The organism is Hydrogenoanaerobacterium saccharovorans, from assembly GCF_016901815.1.
Taxonomy (GTDB): domain Bacteria; phylum Bacillota; class Clostridia; order Oscillospirales; family Ruminococcaceae; genus Avimicrobium; species Avimicrobium caecorum.
Map to the genome: position 1 here is coordinate 166,523 of NZ_JACSNR010000004.1, position 17,399 is coordinate 183,921.

General features: G+C 56.9%; 16 protein-coding genes and 1 tRNA gene. 6 read left to right on the forward strand and 11 right to left on the reverse strand.

The window, feature by feature from the left end:
• Positions 1–11: 11 nt before the first annotated feature.
• Genes phoU through H9X81_RS05470 form a run of 5 tightly spaced genes read right to left on the reverse strand, consistent with a single transcriptional unit; the run spans position 12 to position 4,013 of the window.
• Positions 12–650, reverse strand: a complete 639-nt coding sequence (phoU, locus tag H9X81_RS05450; RefSeq protein ID WP_204720402.1) for a phosphate signaling complex protein PhoU — start codon at positions 648–650, stop codon at positions 12–14.
• A gap of 1 nt (position 651) precedes the next feature.
• Positions 652–1,404, reverse strand: a complete 753-nt coding sequence (pstB, locus tag H9X81_RS05455) for a phosphate ABC transporter ATP-binding protein PstB (protein WP_191392833.1) — start codon at positions 1,402–1,404, stop codon at positions 652–654.
• A 4-nt stretch (positions 1,405–1,408) separates the two neighbouring features.
• Positions 1,409–2,233, reverse strand: a complete 825-nt coding sequence (pstA, locus tag H9X81_RS05460; RefSeq protein ID WP_204720471.1) for a phosphate ABC transporter permease PstA — start codon at positions 2,231–2,233, stop codon at positions 1,409–1,411.
• A 14-nt stretch (positions 2,234–2,247) separates the two neighbouring features.
• Positions 2,248–3,099 (reverse strand): phosphate ABC transporter permease subunit PstC, encoded by an 852-nt coding sequence (gene pstC / locus H9X81_RS05465; RefSeq protein WP_204720404.1) that lies wholly within the window; start codon positions 3,097–3,099, stop codon positions 2,248–2,250.
• A 41-nt stretch (positions 3,100–3,140) separates the two neighbouring features.
• Positions 3,141–4,013, reverse strand: a complete 873-nt coding sequence (locus H9X81_RS05470; RefSeq protein WP_204720406.1) for a substrate-binding domain-containing protein — start codon at positions 4,011–4,013, stop codon at positions 3,141–3,143.
• Between the two features lie 295 nt (positions 4,014–4,308).
• On the opposite strand from H9X81_RS05470, the gene H9X81_RS05475 reads away from it, so the two are divergent.
• The 4 genes from H9X81_RS05475 (at position 4,309) to H9X81_RS05490 (ending at position 6,044) form a co-directional block, all read left to right on the forward strand.
• Positions 4,309–4,566 carry a hypothetical protein gene (locus tag H9X81_RS05475; protein ID WP_177502265.1) on the forward strand — a complete coding sequence of 86 codons (258 nt, stop codon included), beginning with the start codon at positions 4,309–4,311 and terminating at the stop codon, positions 4,564–4,566.
• An 81-nt stretch (positions 4,567–4,647) separates the two neighbouring features.
• Positions 4,648–5,025 carry a metal-dependent transcriptional regulator gene (locus tag H9X81_RS05480; RefSeq protein ID WP_204720408.1) on the forward strand — a complete coding sequence of 126 codons (378 nt, stop codon included), beginning with the start codon at positions 4,648–4,650 and terminating at the stop codon, positions 5,023–5,025.
• A 195-nt stretch (positions 5,026–5,220) separates the two neighbouring features.
• Positions 5,221–5,306 (forward strand) — tRNA-Leu (locus H9X81_RS05485).
• Positions 5,307–5,390: 84 nt separating this feature from the next.
• A complete protein-coding gene (locus tag H9X81_RS05490) occupies positions 5,391–6,044 on the forward strand; it encodes a hypothetical protein (RefSeq protein WP_204720410.1) in 654 nt (217 codons plus the stop codon).
• 55 nt (positions 6,045–6,099) lie between these two features.
• Here the strand turns inward: H9X81_RS05490 and H9X81_RS05495 are convergent, their stop codons facing one another.
• From H9X81_RS05495 to H9X81_RS05515, 5 genes are all read right to left on the reverse strand, one after another.
• The gene (locus H9X81_RS05495) at positions 6,100–7,053 is read right to left on the reverse strand and encodes a M14 family metallopeptidase (protein ID WP_204720412.1); all 954 of its coding nucleotides are present in this window, start codon (positions 7,051–7,053) and stop codon (positions 6,100–6,102) included.
• 127 nt (positions 7,054–7,180) lie between these two features.
• Positions 7,181–7,816, reverse strand: coding sequence for a TetR/AcrR family transcriptional regulator (locus tag H9X81_RS05500; RefSeq protein WP_204720414.1), 636 nt, complete (start codon positions 7,814–7,816; stop codon positions 7,181–7,183).
• A gap of 30 nt (positions 7,817–7,846) precedes the next feature.
• Positions 7,847–8,524 (reverse strand): phosphatidic acid phosphatase, encoded by a 678-nt coding sequence (locus H9X81_RS05505; protein WP_204720416.1) that lies wholly within the window; start codon positions 8,522–8,524, stop codon positions 7,847–7,849.
• Positions 8,521–12,909 (reverse strand): 2-hydroxyacyl-CoA dehydratase, encoded by a 4,389-nt coding sequence (locus H9X81_RS05510; RefSeq protein ID WP_204720418.1) that lies wholly within the window; start codon positions 12,907–12,909, stop codon positions 8,521–8,523. Before H9X81_RS05510 ends, H9X81_RS05505 begins: the two co-directional genes overlap by 4 nt.
• A gap of 112 nt (positions 12,910–13,021) precedes the next feature.
• Complete coding sequence (locus H9X81_RS05515; protein ID WP_204720420.1) at positions 13,022–13,216, reverse strand: hypothetical protein; 195 nt, start codon at positions 13,214–13,216, stop codon at positions 13,022–13,024.
• A 79-nt stretch (positions 13,217–13,295) separates the two neighbouring features.
• Here H9X81_RS05515 and H9X81_RS05520 point away from each other — a divergent pair, with 79 nt between their 5' ends.
• Together H9X81_RS05520 and H9X81_RS05525 are read left to right on the forward strand one after the other, a co-directional pair.
• Positions 13,296–13,871, forward strand: coding sequence for an RNA polymerase sigma factor (locus tag H9X81_RS05520; protein ID WP_177502258.1), 576 nt, complete (start codon positions 13,296–13,298; stop codon positions 13,869–13,871).
• Between the two features lie 2 nt (positions 13,872–13,873).
• Positions 13,874–15,781, forward strand: a complete 1,908-nt coding sequence (locus H9X81_RS05525) for a PepSY domain-containing protein (protein WP_204720422.1) — start codon at positions 13,874–13,876, stop codon at positions 15,779–15,781.
• A 53-nt stretch (positions 15,782–15,834) separates the two neighbouring features.
• Here the strand turns inward: H9X81_RS05525 and H9X81_RS05530 are convergent, their stop codons facing one another.
• Positions 15,835–17,379 carry a hypothetical protein gene (locus H9X81_RS05530; protein ID WP_204720424.1) on the reverse strand — a complete coding sequence of 515 codons (1,545 nt, stop codon included), beginning with the start codon at positions 17,377–17,379 and terminating at the stop codon, positions 15,835–15,837.
• Between the last annotated feature and the right edge of the window lie 20 nt (positions 17,380–17,399).

The following is a 17,399-nucleotide window of genomic DNA, read 5'->3' on the forward strand; positions in this document are numbered from 1 at the left end:
GGGCAACTGGCTTATACATGCTGTCCGGTGAGCGAATAGCAGACCCATTCGGCAATGTTGGTGGCATGGTCGCCGATGCGCTCAAAATACTTAGCGATCATCAGCAGATCCAGGAAGATCTCGCCATTTTCCGGCTGTGCCGCAACGGCAGCAGTCAGCTCATCCTTGACCTTCTGGAACAGGGTATCCACCACATCATCCGAGGCAATCACAGCCACGGCAGCATCATAGTCCTTGCGGACAAAGGAATCAATGCTGTCGGTTACCATCTTGATGGAGGCACGGGCCATATCACCGATATGCACCCGGCTCTCAAACTTGTACTGTACGACATATTCCAGCATCTCTGCGATATCCCGGGCCTGGTCGCCGATCCGCTCCATATCCGAGATCATCTTCAGTGCCGAGGATACCACCCGCAGGTCACTGGCTACCGGCTGCTGCTGCAGCAGGATCTTCATGCAGAGCGCTTCGATCTCCCGCTCCTTGTCATCGATCTGGTCATCCAGATCCAGCGCATGGGGCAGATAGGTCAGATCACTGTCCAGCAGGCTCTTGGCTACAATGGAAATCGCTTCCTCGCACAATGCTCCCATCCGGATCAGTTCCACATTCAGCTGTTCCAGCTGACGGTCAAATCTTGTACGCATATCAACCAAACCTTCCTGTGATATAGTCCTCGGTGCGCTTGTCCCGGGGCTGGGAGAACATCTGCTCGGTTTCGCCGTACTCCACAACCTCTCCCAGCAGGAAGAAAGCTGTCTTGTCAGCTACACGCACCGCCTGCTGCATATTATGGGTCACCATCACAATGGTGTACCGGTCCTTGAGCTCCATTACCAGTTCCTCAATCTTGGAGGTGGAGATGGGGTCCAGAGCCGATGTGGGCTCATCCATCAGCAGCACTTCCGGCTCCACTGCCAACGCACGGGCAATGCACAGACGCTGCTGCTGTCCGCCGGAAAGACCCAGCGCACTCTTCTTCAGACGGTCCTTGAGTTCGTCCCAGATAGCCGCGCCCCGCAGCGACCGTTCCACCAGTTCATCGAGCTTGGCCTTGGAACGGATGCCATGGGTCCGGGGACCATAGGCAATATTGTCATAGACGCTCATCGGGAAGGGATTGGGCTTCTGGAACACCATGCCCACCCGCTTGCGCAGTTCAAATACATCCATGTCCGGCCCGAAAATATCCTTGCCGTCCAGAAGAATCTTGCCGTCGATCCGGCAGCCTTCCACCAGGTCATTCATGCGGTCCAGGGTCCGGAGCAGTGTGGATTTGCCACAGCCGGACGGGCCGATGAATGCGGTGATGCCATGTTCCTGGATCTCCAGGTTGATGTCCTTGAGCGCCTTGAAATCCCCATAGTAGAGGTCAAGGTGCTGTATGTCAAATTTATTCATATCGTCACCTGTTCTGAATTTTGTTTGCCACATAGGCGCTGAGCCGGTTGATGATGAATACCAGCACCAGCAGCACCACGGCGGTGGCATAGGCTTCGTCGGTGTAAAGACCTTCGGAGAGCAATGCATACATATGCACTGCCAGGGTGCGTCCGCCGCTCATGAGGGAATTCGGCACACCGGTTACCGAACCGGCGGTGTAGATCAGGGCGGCAGTCTCACCTACGATACGGCCCACACCCAGGATCACACCCGAGAGGATGCCCGGCATAGCCGAAGGCAGCACCACCCGGAAGATGGTGCGCAGCCGTCCGGCACCCAGGCCGTAGCTGCCTTCCCGGTAGCTGTCCGGCACCGCCAGCAGCGCCTCCTCGGTGGTGCGCATGATGAGCGGCAGGATCATGATCGCCAGTGTGATGATACCAGCCATGAGGCTGTATCCCCAGTCCAGCCAGCGCACAAAGGCCATATAGCCGAACAGACCATAGACAATGGACGGAATACCCGAGAGGGTCTCGGTGGTCATGCGGATCACCGGCACCACCTTGTTGCCCCGCTTGGCATACTCGGTGAGGTAGATCGCCGAACCGATGCCGAAGGGTACCGCAATGAGCAGGGTCATCAGCACCATGGTAATGGTATTGATGATGGCAGGCATCATCGAGGCATTCTTGGAGGTGTACTTCCACTCAAACAGTGAGGGCTTCAGGTTGGGAATGCCCTTGATGAGGATATAGAACACCAGCGAAAACAGCACCAGGACAGTCAGGGCCGCGGCAGTTGTCACCAGAATGCGCAGTGCCACTGCCTTGGGATGCTTTTTATACATACGGAAGTACTGCTTCACTTGTCATCCCTCCTTCTGAGCAGCGAGAAGCTGAGGTTGATCAGCAGGATAAAGATGAACAGCACCACGCCGGTTGCCAGCAGGGCTTCCCGGTGCATGTCGGCAGCATAACCCATCTCCAGCACGATATTGGCTGTGAGGGTACGCACACCGCTGAGCAGGCTGTCCGGAATGATGGGCTGGTTGCCTGCTACCATGCTCACTGCCATGGCCTCGCCGATGGAACGGTCGATTGCCAGAATCACACCGGCGGTCAGGCCGCTCTTGGCTGCGGGCAGCATCACTTTGAACACGGTTTCCTCGGGAGTGGCTCCCAGGGCCAGGGCGCCTTCATAATAGCTCTCGGGCACGGCACGGATGGAAGCCTCACCCACACTGATGAGGGTGGGCAGGATCATGATGCCCAGCAGGATGGAGGCAGTCAGGACGCTCTTGCCGTTGCCGCCGAACAGATCCCGCATGATGGGCACAATCACCACCAGGCCGAAGAAGCCATAGACAATGGAGGGAATGCCAGCCAGCAGATCCACTGCCGGCTTGAGGTACTTATAGACACGGGGCGGGCAGAACCGGGCCAGATAAACGGCACACAGCAGTCCCACCGGCACACCGATGATCAGCGATCCGGCAGTGACATAGATACTGCCCAGGATCATCGGGAAGATGCCATAGATATCATTGGTAGGTTTCCATGTGGTACCCAGCAGGAAATCGAACGGGCCGATCTCCGCAATGGTGGGAAGTCCATTCGCAAACAGGAACAGACAGATTATAATTACAGCGAATATAGAAGCAAGGGCCGTGACTAAGAAGACACAGCCCATGCTCTTTTCTCTGAGTTTATTCATCGGCTCACCTCAGAAAATGTTTGATCTGTTGTCGATCAGTTTTAGGCAACTTCCGACCAGTTGGTCAGTTCGCCCATGTAGATCCCCTTGACCTGCTCGCTTGTGAGTCCGGTTACAGTGCTTTCGTTGTTGACGATTACAGCAATACCATCATTGGCAATGACTGTGCCGACTACACCCTGCTCCAGCTCGCTGTCCTTCAGGGCACGGGAAGCCATACCGATATCCGAAGTGCCGGCGATGGCATCATTTACACCAGTGGTGGAGTCGCTCTGCTGCAGCTCGATGGTTACATCGGGGTTCAGAGCCTCATACTCTTCCTTCAGCACCTGCATTACAGGAGTTACAGAGGAGGAACCGGATACGGTTACAGTACCGGTCTTGCCGGAGGGAGTGTAGGAACCGCTATTTTCAACGCTGATGTAGCCTTCCTCAGCTACAATGGCCTGACCCTGCTCGCTCATGATGAAGTTTACAAAGTCCTGAGCGGTCTCGCTGAGGCCTTCCTTGGTGGCAATGTTGAAGGGACGGTATACCTTATATGTACCGTTGTTGATGTTCTCTACAGTAGCTGCTACACCATCAATCTCCAGAGCCTTGACAGTGTTGTTCAGGGAGCCCAGGGAGATGTAGCCGATGGCATCGGGGTTGCCGGCTACGGTGGTCATAACAACCGAGGTGCTGTTGGAGATCTCAGCGGACTGGGTGATGGCATCGTTGCCGTCAGCGTCCTCAATGCCGAAGAGCTCTACGAAGGCGCCGCGGGTACCCGAACCATCTTCACGGGTTACAACCGAGATGGGGTTGCCGGCGGTGCTGTTGTCAGCGGTGGAACTGTTTTCGTTGCTGCTGCAGCCGGACAGAGCGCCTACTGCCAGAGCGGCACACATAAAGATTGCTGCGAACTTTTTCATATTGTTTTACTTCCTTTCAGCTGTCTTTGTTTAGCTTTCAGTCGTTATTTTAAGGCTGATGCGTTACATCTGAAACAAGAGCTGTGTTAAATCTGTGTAACATAGTCTGTAACATGGGACTTTTTTTGTTAAATCCCCGCTTTTGTGATATAATAGCCGCAAAACAGCTCAGCATTCCGGCAGCCGGACAACTGTGGACTCTGCCTGTCCCCTGTCCGGCTGACCGATGAGCCATTTCGCTTCTGCTCCGCGGCAAAACCGGAGCACCGGCGGCAGAGAGGTGAGAATATTGCGGATGACAAAGAAACTGCCGGACGGCAGCTATGAGCTGACCGATCCCGATCAGCTCCGGGAGGCGATCCAGCGGCTGGGGCAGGCCGAGGATGCCCTGGAAAGCCTCAGTGAGCAGTACCATGCCATGGAGGCCAAACTGGAAGCGGAGCGCAGCCGGGGACACGGCACCCGTTCGGTGACCTTCAACCGGATGCTGGCAGAAAAACTGATGCTCAGTGGAATGCTGGAACGGTTCCGGTTCCATGGCGTGGAACTGTAAAGGGACAGTTCCATTTTTCTGGCGGATTGCAAAATCCGACGGCATCTGTTACCATATTAGACAGAGAGTGAGGTGGATAAGATGGAAATTCGTGAATCCGCAGAGGATTACCTGGAGCGTATCCTGATGCTCAATAAGAGCATGGGACAGGTCCGGGCCGTGGATATTGCCAACCTGATGAATTTCTCCAAGCCGAGTGTCAGCATTGCGCTGAAAAAGCTGCGGCAGAACGGCTATGTGAATATTGATGGCGGCGGTTATATCACCCTGACTGAAAGCGGTCTGGAGATTGCGGAACGGGTATTTGAGCGTCACCGGCTGATTTCCCAGCTGCTGATGGCCCTGGGTGTGGATGAAGAGACTGCCAAAGAGGACGCCTGCCGTGTGGAACATGATCTGAGTGTGGAATCCTTCGAAGCCATCAAGGAATACTGCCGGAAAAACCTGCAGATCCAATAAATTCCGATTCAGATTATTTACACTTCGGATATGGAATGGCGATTTTCCTGTTCTATGATGATCCCAGACAGCCGGATCACGGCAGGAATATCCCATTTCTTCTGAGTTGGAACCGTTCAGCATTTTTTCATGCAGATTTCTTGGAAAAACTATTGACAGCTTCCAACCGGGATGATATAATAAATATCGTTCCGTGCGAGGGTGGCGGAATGGCAGACGCACCAGCTTGAGGTGCTGGCGGTAGCAATACTGTGTGGGTTCAAGTCCCATCCTTCGCACCAAAGAAAAAGAGATGTTCCTGTTGGAGCATCTCTTTTTTCTTTTTTCCGGCTCTGTATCATTCATTTGAAAGGAGTTTTTCTTCCATGAAACCATTTTCCGCAATTCTGACTGTCATGCTGGCTGCCTCCCTGCTGCTCACTGGCTGCAGCAGTTCCCAGACAGAAAGCTCCACTCCGGAGAGCTCTTCTTCCTCCCAGTCCTCCAGTGAACCGGACTCCTCTGCGGAAATTCCCAACCCGGTCCAGCCGGTGAAAACTGCCGCTGAACTGGCTGAAATGGGCTTTGACATCGTTCTTCCCGCCGAGGCGGAAGAGATCGAATATTCGGTCATTGACGGCACCATTGCCCAGGCTGTCTTTACCATGTCGGACAGCGAATGGACCCTGCGCACCGGCGAATCGGATGAGGATATCTCCGGTCTGAACGGCGAGCGCACCGCTCTGGGCACTCTGGACGAAACTGCCCATGACGGCACCGCAGTGACTGTCACCATCGAGTCGGTGGACACCGGCGAAGAAACCCTCCGGCTGTGCGCCTCCTGGGAACTGGATGGAATGCGCTACACCCTGACCACCCTCACCGAGGACGAAACCGCTTTTGAAGAGATGTGCGGCACCATCGTCGGCTATCTGGGCGGTGAAACCGCTGCCGACGCGGACAGCTCCGAAGCAGATGAAACCGAGAGCTCCTCTGCCTCCGACGCACAGGACAGCTCCTCGGCAGATTCCGCTGAATAACCTCTCCTGAATCAAAAAACTCCGGCCCCATCACGTGAGCCGGAGTTTTTTCTGTTTATCCGCGGGGAGGCCGTGCCAGTGCCAGCAGGGAATCCCCTGCCCGGACACCCAGCGCCACTGTGCCGTACAGCACAAACCCATCCCAGGGAGCGGTGATCTCCTGGAGGACAGTCCCGAAGAAGTCGGTAAGGCGTCCCAGGCATTCCCCTGCCTGGAATTCCTCACCGGGCTGGCGCAGCAGATGCCAGCAGCCATTGGCTTCGGCATCGTAGTAGGCAGTCTCGGTGATGTCCATCTGCCGGGGATTGCCGGTCACCGGACGCTCCAGACAGCCCAGCTCCGCCAGGATGGACAGCAGGTCCTCCCGGTACGCAGCCTGATCCTCCGGGCTGCAGCCGCTCTGCCCGCCCCGCTCAATGAGGATCGCCGGTGTGCCGATGGCTGCGGCTGTTCCGCTGGTGCCCACCATCGAAGTGGACGCCACCCGGCAGGCCACACTCATAGCCCGGCACATCCGCTGGGATTCCGCCAGTACCTCCGGCCGGGCCAGCGCCGGATAGTAGACAAAGGGCATCACCAGTTCAGGGGCATCGCCGCTGTGGATGTCAATGAGATAGTCCGCCTTGGCATGGAGTTCCCGCTGGATCTGGGCCGCCAGCCGCTGACTGTAACTTCCCTGGGGGTCTCCCGGGAACATCCGGTTGAGATTCTTCCCATCCTCCTTTACCACAAAGGGCAGGCGCTCATAGAAGGACGATACATTGAGCATGGGCACCAGAATCAGCCGTCCGCTCACCTGGGAGGGCTCCAGCTCCCGGCAGAGCTCCATCACTGCCGCCGCGCCGGGATACTCACAGGCATGGACTCCCGCTGTGAGCAGTACCGTCTTGCCCGGCTTTGTCCCGTGGATCAGGCAGATGGGGATGGTCTTTTCCCCATCCGGTCCCGCAAAATATCCCTGTACCTTCTCCCCTGGCTGCGCTGTCAGCCCACAGATTGTCCATTCCATCCTGTTTCCTCCTTTTATTAGTTACAACTAACTACAAGTGTACCGGATTTCCCGGCATTTTGCAAGAGGGATTGACACAAAAACGGCGCTGCCCGTTCTGGACAACGCCGTTTTTTGATTTAGATTCTCAGGAAGCGGTACGCCCTGGCGCAAATCCCGGAAGGATATGCCCGAAAAATTCCCGGCGTCCGGCTTCGGTGAGGTTCGGGAGCAGCAGGCTCCAGATGCACTGACGGAACTGGGGACACCGGTTTCCGATGCTCTCTTCCATCTCCGCATAGCCATCCCAGTACCGGTACACCATCTGGATGGCTGTGATCAGCTCGCTGTAATGTCCGCTGTACAGTTCTCCGCACAGCTGACCGCTCCGCTCCAGGGAACGCAGGGTTTCCGCCCACAGTCCCCGGTTGGCCCGCACCAGATTCTTCTGGCACTGGAGCATCTTCTCCCCCAGCTGCTCATCCAGGCTATACCGCCGGAACAGACAGCTGCTCTGGGCCGCGATCTTGGAGAACCGCTCCAGCATGGCATCAACTTCCGCCAATGTGCCGGGAATATCCGCCGGACGGCTGACCTCCTCATTGATCTGATCCAATACCGCCAGCATGATCCGTTCCTTGCGCCCGTAGTAGTAGGTCAGATTCCCCACACTGATTCCGGCCCGGTCTGCAATGTCCCGCATGGACACTTTATCATAGCCATACAGTCCGAACAGCTCTTTGGCACAGATCAGGATCTGCTGTATCTTATCTTCTTTTGCCATTAAAATCCCCTCTCTGCCTTGGCTGTCCGGTCAGCTGTGGATCTTCTCAGGCTGACGGACCGGTTCTCCCGCGGGACTTACCACCCGGTTCCAGATTCCATGCAGCAGTGTGGTAAGAGCCATTCCCCAGAACACATCAATCACCGAATGCTGCTTGAGGAACAGGGTGGACAGGACAATCGCTATAAAAATCCCATGGGAAACAAGCCGTACCCAGCGCTTCTGGCCCAGCACACTGCGGCAGAGTGCCAGATCCATCGCCATGGACGACGCCACATGGATAGACGGACAGACATTGGTGGGGGTATCCACCTGCTGCATCAGCCGGACGATCTCGGCAAAGAGATTGTGCCGGGTGATCTCCACCCGCAGATCAAGACCATTGGGGAAGATCACATAGAGCAGCAGACAGGTGGTCATACCCACAAACATCACAAAACACAGGTAGTAATACTGCCTGAGATCATACCGCAGCAGGGCGAGCGGGATCACAGCCAGCTCTACAAACCAGATTGCATAGGGTATGATGAAATACTCACAGAACGGAATCCAGTCGTCCACCACACTGTGGATGATATACCGGGGCTCCACCAGCTGTTCCACCAGGAAAAAGCCCAGCAGATAAAACGGCATATAGGTCAGTGCGATGGCGATGGGATGCTCCCGGTAAAAATCCTTGATCCGGCTCCACCGGTTCCGGGTGCTCACAGGTCGTACTTGCCATGGACAGCCCCAGCCATCACCGGTTCACCGCAGCTGCCTCCACAGCTGCTGCAGGAGCCGGAACAGCCGTCCTCCGAACCGGGGAAGTAAATCTCCGGCACCGAACGCTCGCCCCGGGCAGCTGCAGTGAGCATGAGCTTGATACGGTTGAGCTGGTTGACCTCACTGGCGCCGGGGTCGTAGTCCACGGCGATCATGTTGGCCTGGGGATAGTCCCGCTGGATGCTGCGCATGACACCCTTGCCCACAATGTGGTTGGGCAGGCAGCCGAAGGGCTGTACACAGACAATATTCGGAGTGCCGCTCTTCACCAGTTCCACCATCTCACCTGCCAGGAACCAGCCCTCACCGCACTGGTTGCCGGCGGAGAGGTAGGGTTCCGCGCACTTGCGGATGGTCTTGATGTCCACCGGCGGTGTGAAGCGGCTGCTCTGGGCAAAGGCCTCGGAAGCAGGCTTGCGCACCCACTCCACTGCCTTGATGCCCAGTTCCGAGATAAAGGCAGTCTTTTTGCTGCCGCCGAGATAGTCGGCCTTGAAGTTGCTGTTCTCGAAGCAGTATTCCATGAAGCCCAGCAGCTCGGGCACTACGGCCTCGGCTCCCTCCCGCTCCAGCACCTTGACCAGATCGTTGTTTGCCAGGGGCATGTACTTGACGAGGATCTCGCCCACAATGCCCACACGGTTCTTCCGGGGAATATCCCGGATGGGCAGGGTGTCAAATTCCTTGACCATCTGCCGGATATTGCGCTTGTATTCACCGAAGCCGAAGCCCTTCTTGGTCAGCGACGCAATGCAGATCTTCCGCCACTTGTCGTGGAGGGCGTCGGTGGAGCCGGGTTCCAGCTCATAGGGACGCACCCGGTAGACCATCTGCTGCAGGGCATCGCCATAGGCCACCGCCTGGGCAGCCCGCACCATCATGGAGGCAGTGTAGGTAAAGCCTTCGTTCTTCTCCATGCCGTTGAGGTTCACCGATACCACCGGGATATGGGAAAGCCCGGCCTTCTCCAGCGCCAGACGGATAAAGGCCACATAGTTGGAGGCACGGCATCCGCCGCCGGTCTGGGACATGAGGATAGCGAGCTTGTTGGTGTCATACTTGCCCGAGAGGACAGCATCCATGATCTGTCCGATGGTGATGAGAGACGGATAGCAGGCGTCGTTGTTGACAAACTTGAGGCCCATATCCACCGCGCTGCGGTTATCGCTGTCCAGCAGGACGATGTTGTAGCCCGCCTGCCGGAACACCGGCTCGAGCAGTTCGAAGTGAATGGGCGACATCTGCGGACAGAGCAGGGTATAACCGGCTTCCTTCATCTCCTTGGTGAACTCGGCCCGGTGATAGGCAGTGGGGGCAGGATGTGCCACGATGCCGTTTTCCTTGCGCATATTGATGGCGGAGATCAGCGACCGGATGCGGATGCGTGCCGCGCCGAGATTGTTGACCTCGTCGATTTTGAGCAGGGTATAGAGCTTGCCCGACTTGATGAGGATCTCTGCCACCTCATCGGTGGTGACAGCGTCCACGCCGCAGCCGAAGGAATTGAGCTGCACCAGGTCGAGGTTATCAAACCGGCGGACATAGGAAGCCGCCGCATACAGACGGGAATGATAGGTCCACTGGTCGGTGACCCGCAGCGGACGGGTGAGATAGTCCTCGTCCTGGAGAGCCAGATGGGCAATGCTGTCCTCGGTGAGCACAGCCAGTCCATAGGAGGCGATCATCTCGGGAATGCCGTGGTTGACCTCCGGGTCGCAGTGATAGGGACGGCCCGCCAGCACGATGCCATGACGGTCAGGATCGGCGTTCACCCACTCCAGCACCCGTTCGCCCTCCCGGCGGATGTCGTCCTTGGCCCGGAGCTGTTCTGCCCAGGCCTTGGAAGCTGCCGCGGCGGTTTCCGCTTCGGGAATGCCGAAGTTCTCCGCCATCACCTTCTTCAGACGCTCGGTGATGGTGATCTCATCGGTGAAGGCCACAAAGGGGCTGTACATCTTCACAGTGCCCTGCCAGAGCGCCTCAATGTTGTTCTTGAGGTTCTCGGGATAGGACATAACCATGGGACAGTTGAAGTGGTTCTGGGAGTTCTCGTCCTCCTTGCGCTCATAGTAGACACAGGGATAGAAGATCCGGTCCACACCATGGGCGATGAGCCATTCCACATGACCATGGCTCAGCTTGGCAGGATAGCACTCCGATTCACTGGGAATGGTCTCCATGCCCATCTCATAGATGGCCTTGCTGCTCTGGGGCGACAGCCGCACCGCAAAGCCCAGCTCCCGCAGGAAGGTGGCCCAGAAGGGATAGTTCTCATACATATTGAGCACCCGGGGAATGCCCAGTACGCCCCGGGGCGCTTCCGAATCAGCCAGCGGCTCATAGTCAAAGATCCGCTGGAACTTGTACTTCATCAGATTGGGGGTATCGTTTTCCACATGGGCCTCCCCCAGACCCTTCTCGCAGCGGTTGCCGGTGATGAACCGCCGTCCGCCCGGGAAGATGCTCACCGTAAGCTGGCAGTTGTTTTCACAGCGTCCGCAGCGTACCAGACGGCTCTCCCAGGTGAGGTTCTGGATCTCATCCATCGAGAGCATCTTGCTCTGGCGTCCGTGGCAGCGGTCCATGGCGATGAGCGCCGCGCCGAAGGCACCCATGATGCCCGCAATATCCGGTCGGATGACGCTGGCGCCGAGGATATTCTCAAAGCAGCGCAGCACCGCGTTATTATAGAAAGTACCGCCCTGCACCACGATATGCTCGCCCAGCTCCTGGGGAGTATTGCACTTGAGCACCTTATAGAGGGCATTCTTTACCACCGAGTAGGAAAGGCCGGCAGAGATGTCGCCCAGGCTGGCGCCTTCCTTCTGGGCCTGCTTTACATTGGAGTTCATAAAGACGGTGCAGCGGGTGCCCAGATCCACCGGGGACGGCGCATAGAGTGCCGCCTCGGCAAACTGCTCGGCAGTGAGGCCCAGGGAGTTGGCAAAGCTCTCCAGGAAGGAGCCGCAGCCCGAAGAACAGGCCTCGTTGAGGGTGATGCTGTCCACCACGCCTTCCTTGATCTTGATGCACTTCATGTCCTGTCCGCCGATGTCCAGCACACAGTCCACCTGATGGTCGAAGAACAGCGCCGCTGTGGTATGGGCGATGGTCTCCACTTCCCCTTCGTCCAGGCCCAGCGCCTCCTTGAGGAGCTGTTCGCCATAGCCGGTGGAGCAGGCATATGTAATCTTGAGGTCCGGGGGCATGAGCTTCTGCAGCTGTGCCATGGCCTTGATGACTGTATTGAGCGGGCTGCCCACATTGCCCTCATAGAAGGACCAGAGCAGGTCGCCATGGGCGTTGATGAGCGCCAGTTTGGTGGTGGTGGAACCGGCATCGATGCCCAGATAGCACTTGCCGCTGGCTGTGGCCAGATCCGCCCGCTTGATCTTGTAGTAGGCGTGGCGCTCCACAAACTGATTGTATTCGGCTTCGTCCTGGAACAATGGCGGCAGACGCTTGATCTCCGCCTCCAGATGGATGCCCTTCTCCAGCTTTTCGCATAGCTCGTTCAGCGGGAAGGAAGTCATCTGCTCCGGCAGGTTGGCTGCGGCATACTGCGCGCTGCCCATGGCGGCAAACAGATGGGAATTCTCCGGCACAATGGTCTGTTCCGGGGTGAGCTTCAGGGTGCGCACAAAGGCCTTCTGCAGCTCGGGCATAAAGTGGAGCGGTCCGCCCAGGAAGGCCACATTGCCCCGGATGGGACGGCCCTGTGCCAGGCCGCTGATGGTCTGGTTCACCACCGCCTGGAAGATGGACACTGCCAGGTCCTCCTTGGCTGCGCCCTCGTTGATCAGGGGCTGCAGGTCACTCTTGGCAAAAACACCGCACCGGGCGGCAATGGGATAGATCCGCTTGTAGTTTCTGGCATATTCATTGAGACCTTCGGCATCGGTGCCCAGCAGCGCTGCCATCTGGTCGATGAAGGAACCGGTGCCGCCGGCACAGATGCCGTTCATGCGCTGGTCCCGTCCGCCGGTGAGGTAGAGGATCTTGGCATCCTCACCGCCCAGCTCGATGGCTACATCGGTCTGGGGATACCGGCGGTCCAGGCTCTCGCTCACGGCGATGACTTCCTGGACAAAGGGGATCTTCATGGCCTGAGCCAGTGCCATACCGCCGCTGCCGGTGATGGCAGGCAGTACCGGTATGCTTCCCAGCTTCTCGGAAGCCCGGCGCAGTACCTCAGCCAGTGTCTCCTGAATGCGGGCAAAATGACGGCGGTATTCACTGTACAGAATCTCGCCGACCTGGTCCATAATGGCGACCTTGACGGTGGTGGAACCCACGTCAATGCCCAACAGATAATCCTGTTCGTTCATTCTTTGCACCTCTTTCTGGTGTAGATATACAATAAGGGGGTGCTTTGTATCCCTCTGCGGGAATTCAAAGCCAAAAATTATACTAATTTTGTGTGAATCATACTCGCTTGCATTATAGCACAAACTGTCCTAAAAAATCAAGGTTATCTGCGCGCTCCTTTTTACCCACTTCCCCTTTTGTGGACAAAATCCCGCCGGTTTCCCTTGGATGTGGCTCCGGCTCCCCTGGAAAATTCATGGTTTTTTGGTTGAAGAACCGAATAAAATGTATTATCATTATATAGGCAGATCCCGACAGTCCGATCATACTGCTTTTTTCGGGATTTTTTCTTTTTTCTGCAAAGAAATCGATTGCAGAAGCATATTACAGACAGGTGAGGGTTTGTATGCTGTTTCTTTTTTCCAGCCTTCCGTCCGAAGCCGCCGATGCCCGGCAGCTCCAGGAACAAAGGCTGCATGAGGCTCTGCTGCGCCTGGCAGCAGGAGAGACCGACGCCATGTCGGTCCTCTATGAAAATTCAAAAACCGCTGTATTCGCGCTGGCGCTTTCCATTCTCAAGAATCGCCAGGACGCAGAGGATATCCTGCATGACACATTTGTACAGCTTTACCGCATGGCAGACCGCTATGACCGGGGCGGACGCCCTCTCTCCTGGATTCTGACCATGACCCGCAACCTGTGCCTGATGCAGCTGCGCCGCAAAAGCCGTACCGAGGTTTCCGCAGAGGATCTGGAATTCCCCGAAACGGAGAATCCCTTTGCCACTGCTGAGGACCGCATGATCCTCCAGACCGCCATCCGCTGTCTGGAAGACGATGAACGGCAGATTGTCATGCTGCACGCCGTTGCCGGACTCAAACACCGGGAGATTGCAGAGCAGATGCATATTTCCCTGCCGGCAGCTGTATCCCGCTATCACCGGGCACTCCAAAAACTGCAAAAACACTTGAAGGAGGCTTAGAGATGCGAAACGATCCGATGGAACAGAAACTGAAAACTGCCGCGGAACATCTGACACCGGATGTTCTCGACCGCATCCTGGCCGACTGTGCCAAGGAACCGAAAGGAGAGATCCTGTATATGGAGAATATATCCGATCCCCGCAGCCGCAACAATAACTGGATCAAGGTGCTGTCCCTGGGAACAGCTGCCTGTATGATGATCGGCGGCCTGTTCTGGTGGAACCGCTACCGTGCCCTCAACTATACGGTGGAGATGGATGTCAACCCCAGCATCGAGCTGCGGGTCAACAAGGCGGAAAAGGTTATTTCTGCCGAAGCGCTCAACAAGGACGCTGAAATCATTCTGGAGGATATGAAGCTCAAGGGTGTGGATGTGGATGTCGCCACCAATGCCATCATCGGCTCGATGGTGAAGAACGGCTACCTGAGCGAGCTTTCCAACTCCATTCTGCTCACTGTGGAAAGTGACGACCATCAGAAATCGGTGGAAGTCACCGACCGTCTCACCAATGAGATCAACGCCGCTCTGGACAGCTTCGGCGGCTCTGTGATCGCCCAGCAGGTGGTTTCGGACAACGACCTGCAGAATATGGCAGGCGACTACGGCATCTCCGAGGGCAAGGCTGCCCTGATCCGCAATATCCTCAATGAGCTGCCCATGCTCAAGGCTGAGGATCTGGCGGAGATGTCCATCAACGACCTCAACCTGCTGGCATCCAGCAAGCAGATCGCCCTTTCCAACACCACCACCACCGGTTCTGCCAGTGAGTCGGGTTATATCGGCACCGCCCGGGCAGAGGAAATCGCCCTGGAACATGCCGGAATCACCTCGGCTGACACCGACTTCATCAACACTGAGCTGGACTGCGACGGCGGCATCATGGAATATGAAGTGGAATTCCTGGCTGGCGGAGTGGAGTATGAATACTCCATCAACGCCCGCACCGGTCAGGTTCTGAGCTATGAATACGAGCTCTCCTCCGGCGGAAGCGTCAGTGCCGGCGGCAATTACATCACCGCACAGGAGGCCCGCCAGGCTGCCCTGGACGATGCCGGACTGACCGAAAGCGAAGTCACCTTCATCAAGACCAAGCTGGATCAGGACAATGGCTCCATGGTCTATGACATTGAGTTCTACACCGCTTCCCAGGAATATGACTATGAGATCGACGCCCTCACCGGCAAGGTGCTGAGCGTGGACAACGAGATCGGAGGCTTCACCGCCCAGACCCAGACCGGCAGCTACATCAGCGCCGAGGAAGCCAAGGCGAAGGTGCTGGAACATCTGGGGATGGACGCCAGCGAAGTCACCTTCAAGAAGGTGGAGCTGGACTACGACGACGGCATGATGCAGTATGAGATCGAGCTCTACACCGCTGACCGGGAGTATGACTATGATCTGAACGCCCAGGACGGCAGCATTCTCTCCTGGGACTTCGAGGCACTGAAAGCCTGGAATCAGGGCGGGTCGGGCAGCACAGCTGCGGCAGCTGCCATCGACAGTGAAACTGCCCGTTCCAAGGCACTGGCGCACGCCGGACTGAGCACCGCCACCTTCACCAAAACCGAGCTGGACTACGATGACGGGCGTGCGGAATACGAGATCGAGTTCTACACCGCCGACAGCGAGTATGAATACAAGATCGACGGCACCACCGGCGCTGTGCTGGAATCCAAGCAGGAGGCACGGCAGACCTCGGGCGGCAGCAGCACCATTTCGGAAGCGGATGCCAAGCGCATCGCCCTGGAGCGTGCCGGACTGACCGCCGCCGACTATGTGAAGGTGGACTACGATCAGGACGACAACGAATATGAAGTAGAGATGCGTTCCGGCAATACCGAATATGAAGTCAAGATCAGCGGCTCCACCGGCGCCGTACTGGAATATGACTCGGAAACCGACGACTGAGGCATGATGCCATGAAAAAAGGAAGGGCGATGACCCTTCCTTTTTTATTTGCCTCAGACCGGTTCCACCTCCATGGGCAGATGCAGCATATCCTGGTATCCCACCATATACCACTCCGGATTGATAAGCTCCTTATCCATCGTACAGCTATACATTCCCCCGTCAGACAGGAACCCTGTAAAATTGCCCATCCAGTTGGGGTCCCGGAGCACAAAGTCGATTTTCATGCCGCAGTGACAGGACACAATCGTTCCGTTCAGGCTTCCCACAAAGCCGCCGATGCTGTTAGCTCTGTTCTCTCCCTCACCAGGGCGAATGGTGAGAGTCCCCTGGGCGGAGCAGCCCTCGATGCCAGCTTCTGCCGCCCCGACAAATCCACCGGAATTATAGGTGGCTGTCACTTCTCCCTGGAAGGTACAGTCTTTGATGACTGGCTCTGCAAGATCCAGTTTATAAGCGCCCGGATCATTTTTCAGAAGCCCCACAAAGCCTCCCACTGTCCCATATCCGTCCACACTTCCGATAAAGTGGCAGTTTTCCACTTTGGCTCCATTGACCACAGCTGCCGCAAAGCCTCCTGCTGCCGCTGTGTCATGGCCTAAATCCCAGTAATCCTCCGGTGCGCTCAGAACCGTGCCTTCCACCGTGAGATCCCGGACCTCCGCATTGGGGGCAATGCAGCCAAAGAATCCGGCCTCCCGTGTTTCAGTGCTGTATTCCAGGCCGGTGATCCGATGTCCCGCGCCATCAAAAACGCCCTGGAATCCCTGGGTATTCACCACGCCATACATCCGCTCCCGCTCGAGAATCAGCGCAAGCCCCGGACTGCCGATGGGCTCCCATTCCACGCCGGTCAGGTCGATGTCCTGGGTCAGGCGGTAATTCCCGTGCGCTGCCTCCTGATCGCCGCTGTTGATCTTTTGCGCCATGTCGAGCAGATCCTCCGCGGTGGAGATCTCGATAAACTCTCCCTCATGCTCATTCCCAAGCCACTCCACACGGTCGAACCGCCAGATTTTCCCGTTGTCGATGAGCTTTTCAGCACAGGTGCCCTCCAATCCCTCCGGGGCCGGTTCCGCCACAAAGGTGTAACGGGCATCATAGAGCTTCTGCCCCTTCCAGCTGCGGGATACAGTCACCTCCGCCCGGTCATCGGAAAACTGATAGTCCCGCGCCTTTACCCGGGGCTCTCCGACAAAGTAGGCGCTGGTGTACCCATACTTTGCCTTCTGCTCCCCCGGACAGCCGAACCATGCTTCGGACATTGTCTGGATCAGGGCGTTCTGTTCCTCCGCCGGCTCCTCCCGGTTGCTGGTCAGGTCCAGATAAACCTCCCCGAAATCCCAGGCGATGAATCCCGGCTGCCCATATTCATACGGAGCGCCCCCATGGGAGCTCTCATAGCAGAGCACCTCTTTCATCAGAATCTCCAGCCGGGCCGCCTCTTCCAGCTCGGTTTCGGTCGGCCCGGATTCAGACACTTCCTCCTGTGAAACAGACTGCTCCGTCTCAGATCCCGGCTCCGGCGTCCCGTTTTCCAGGGTACAGCCGGCACACAGCACTGCCAGCATCAGCGCCAGCAAAACCATTCGTTTCATCCATCTTCCCTCCAAACAAA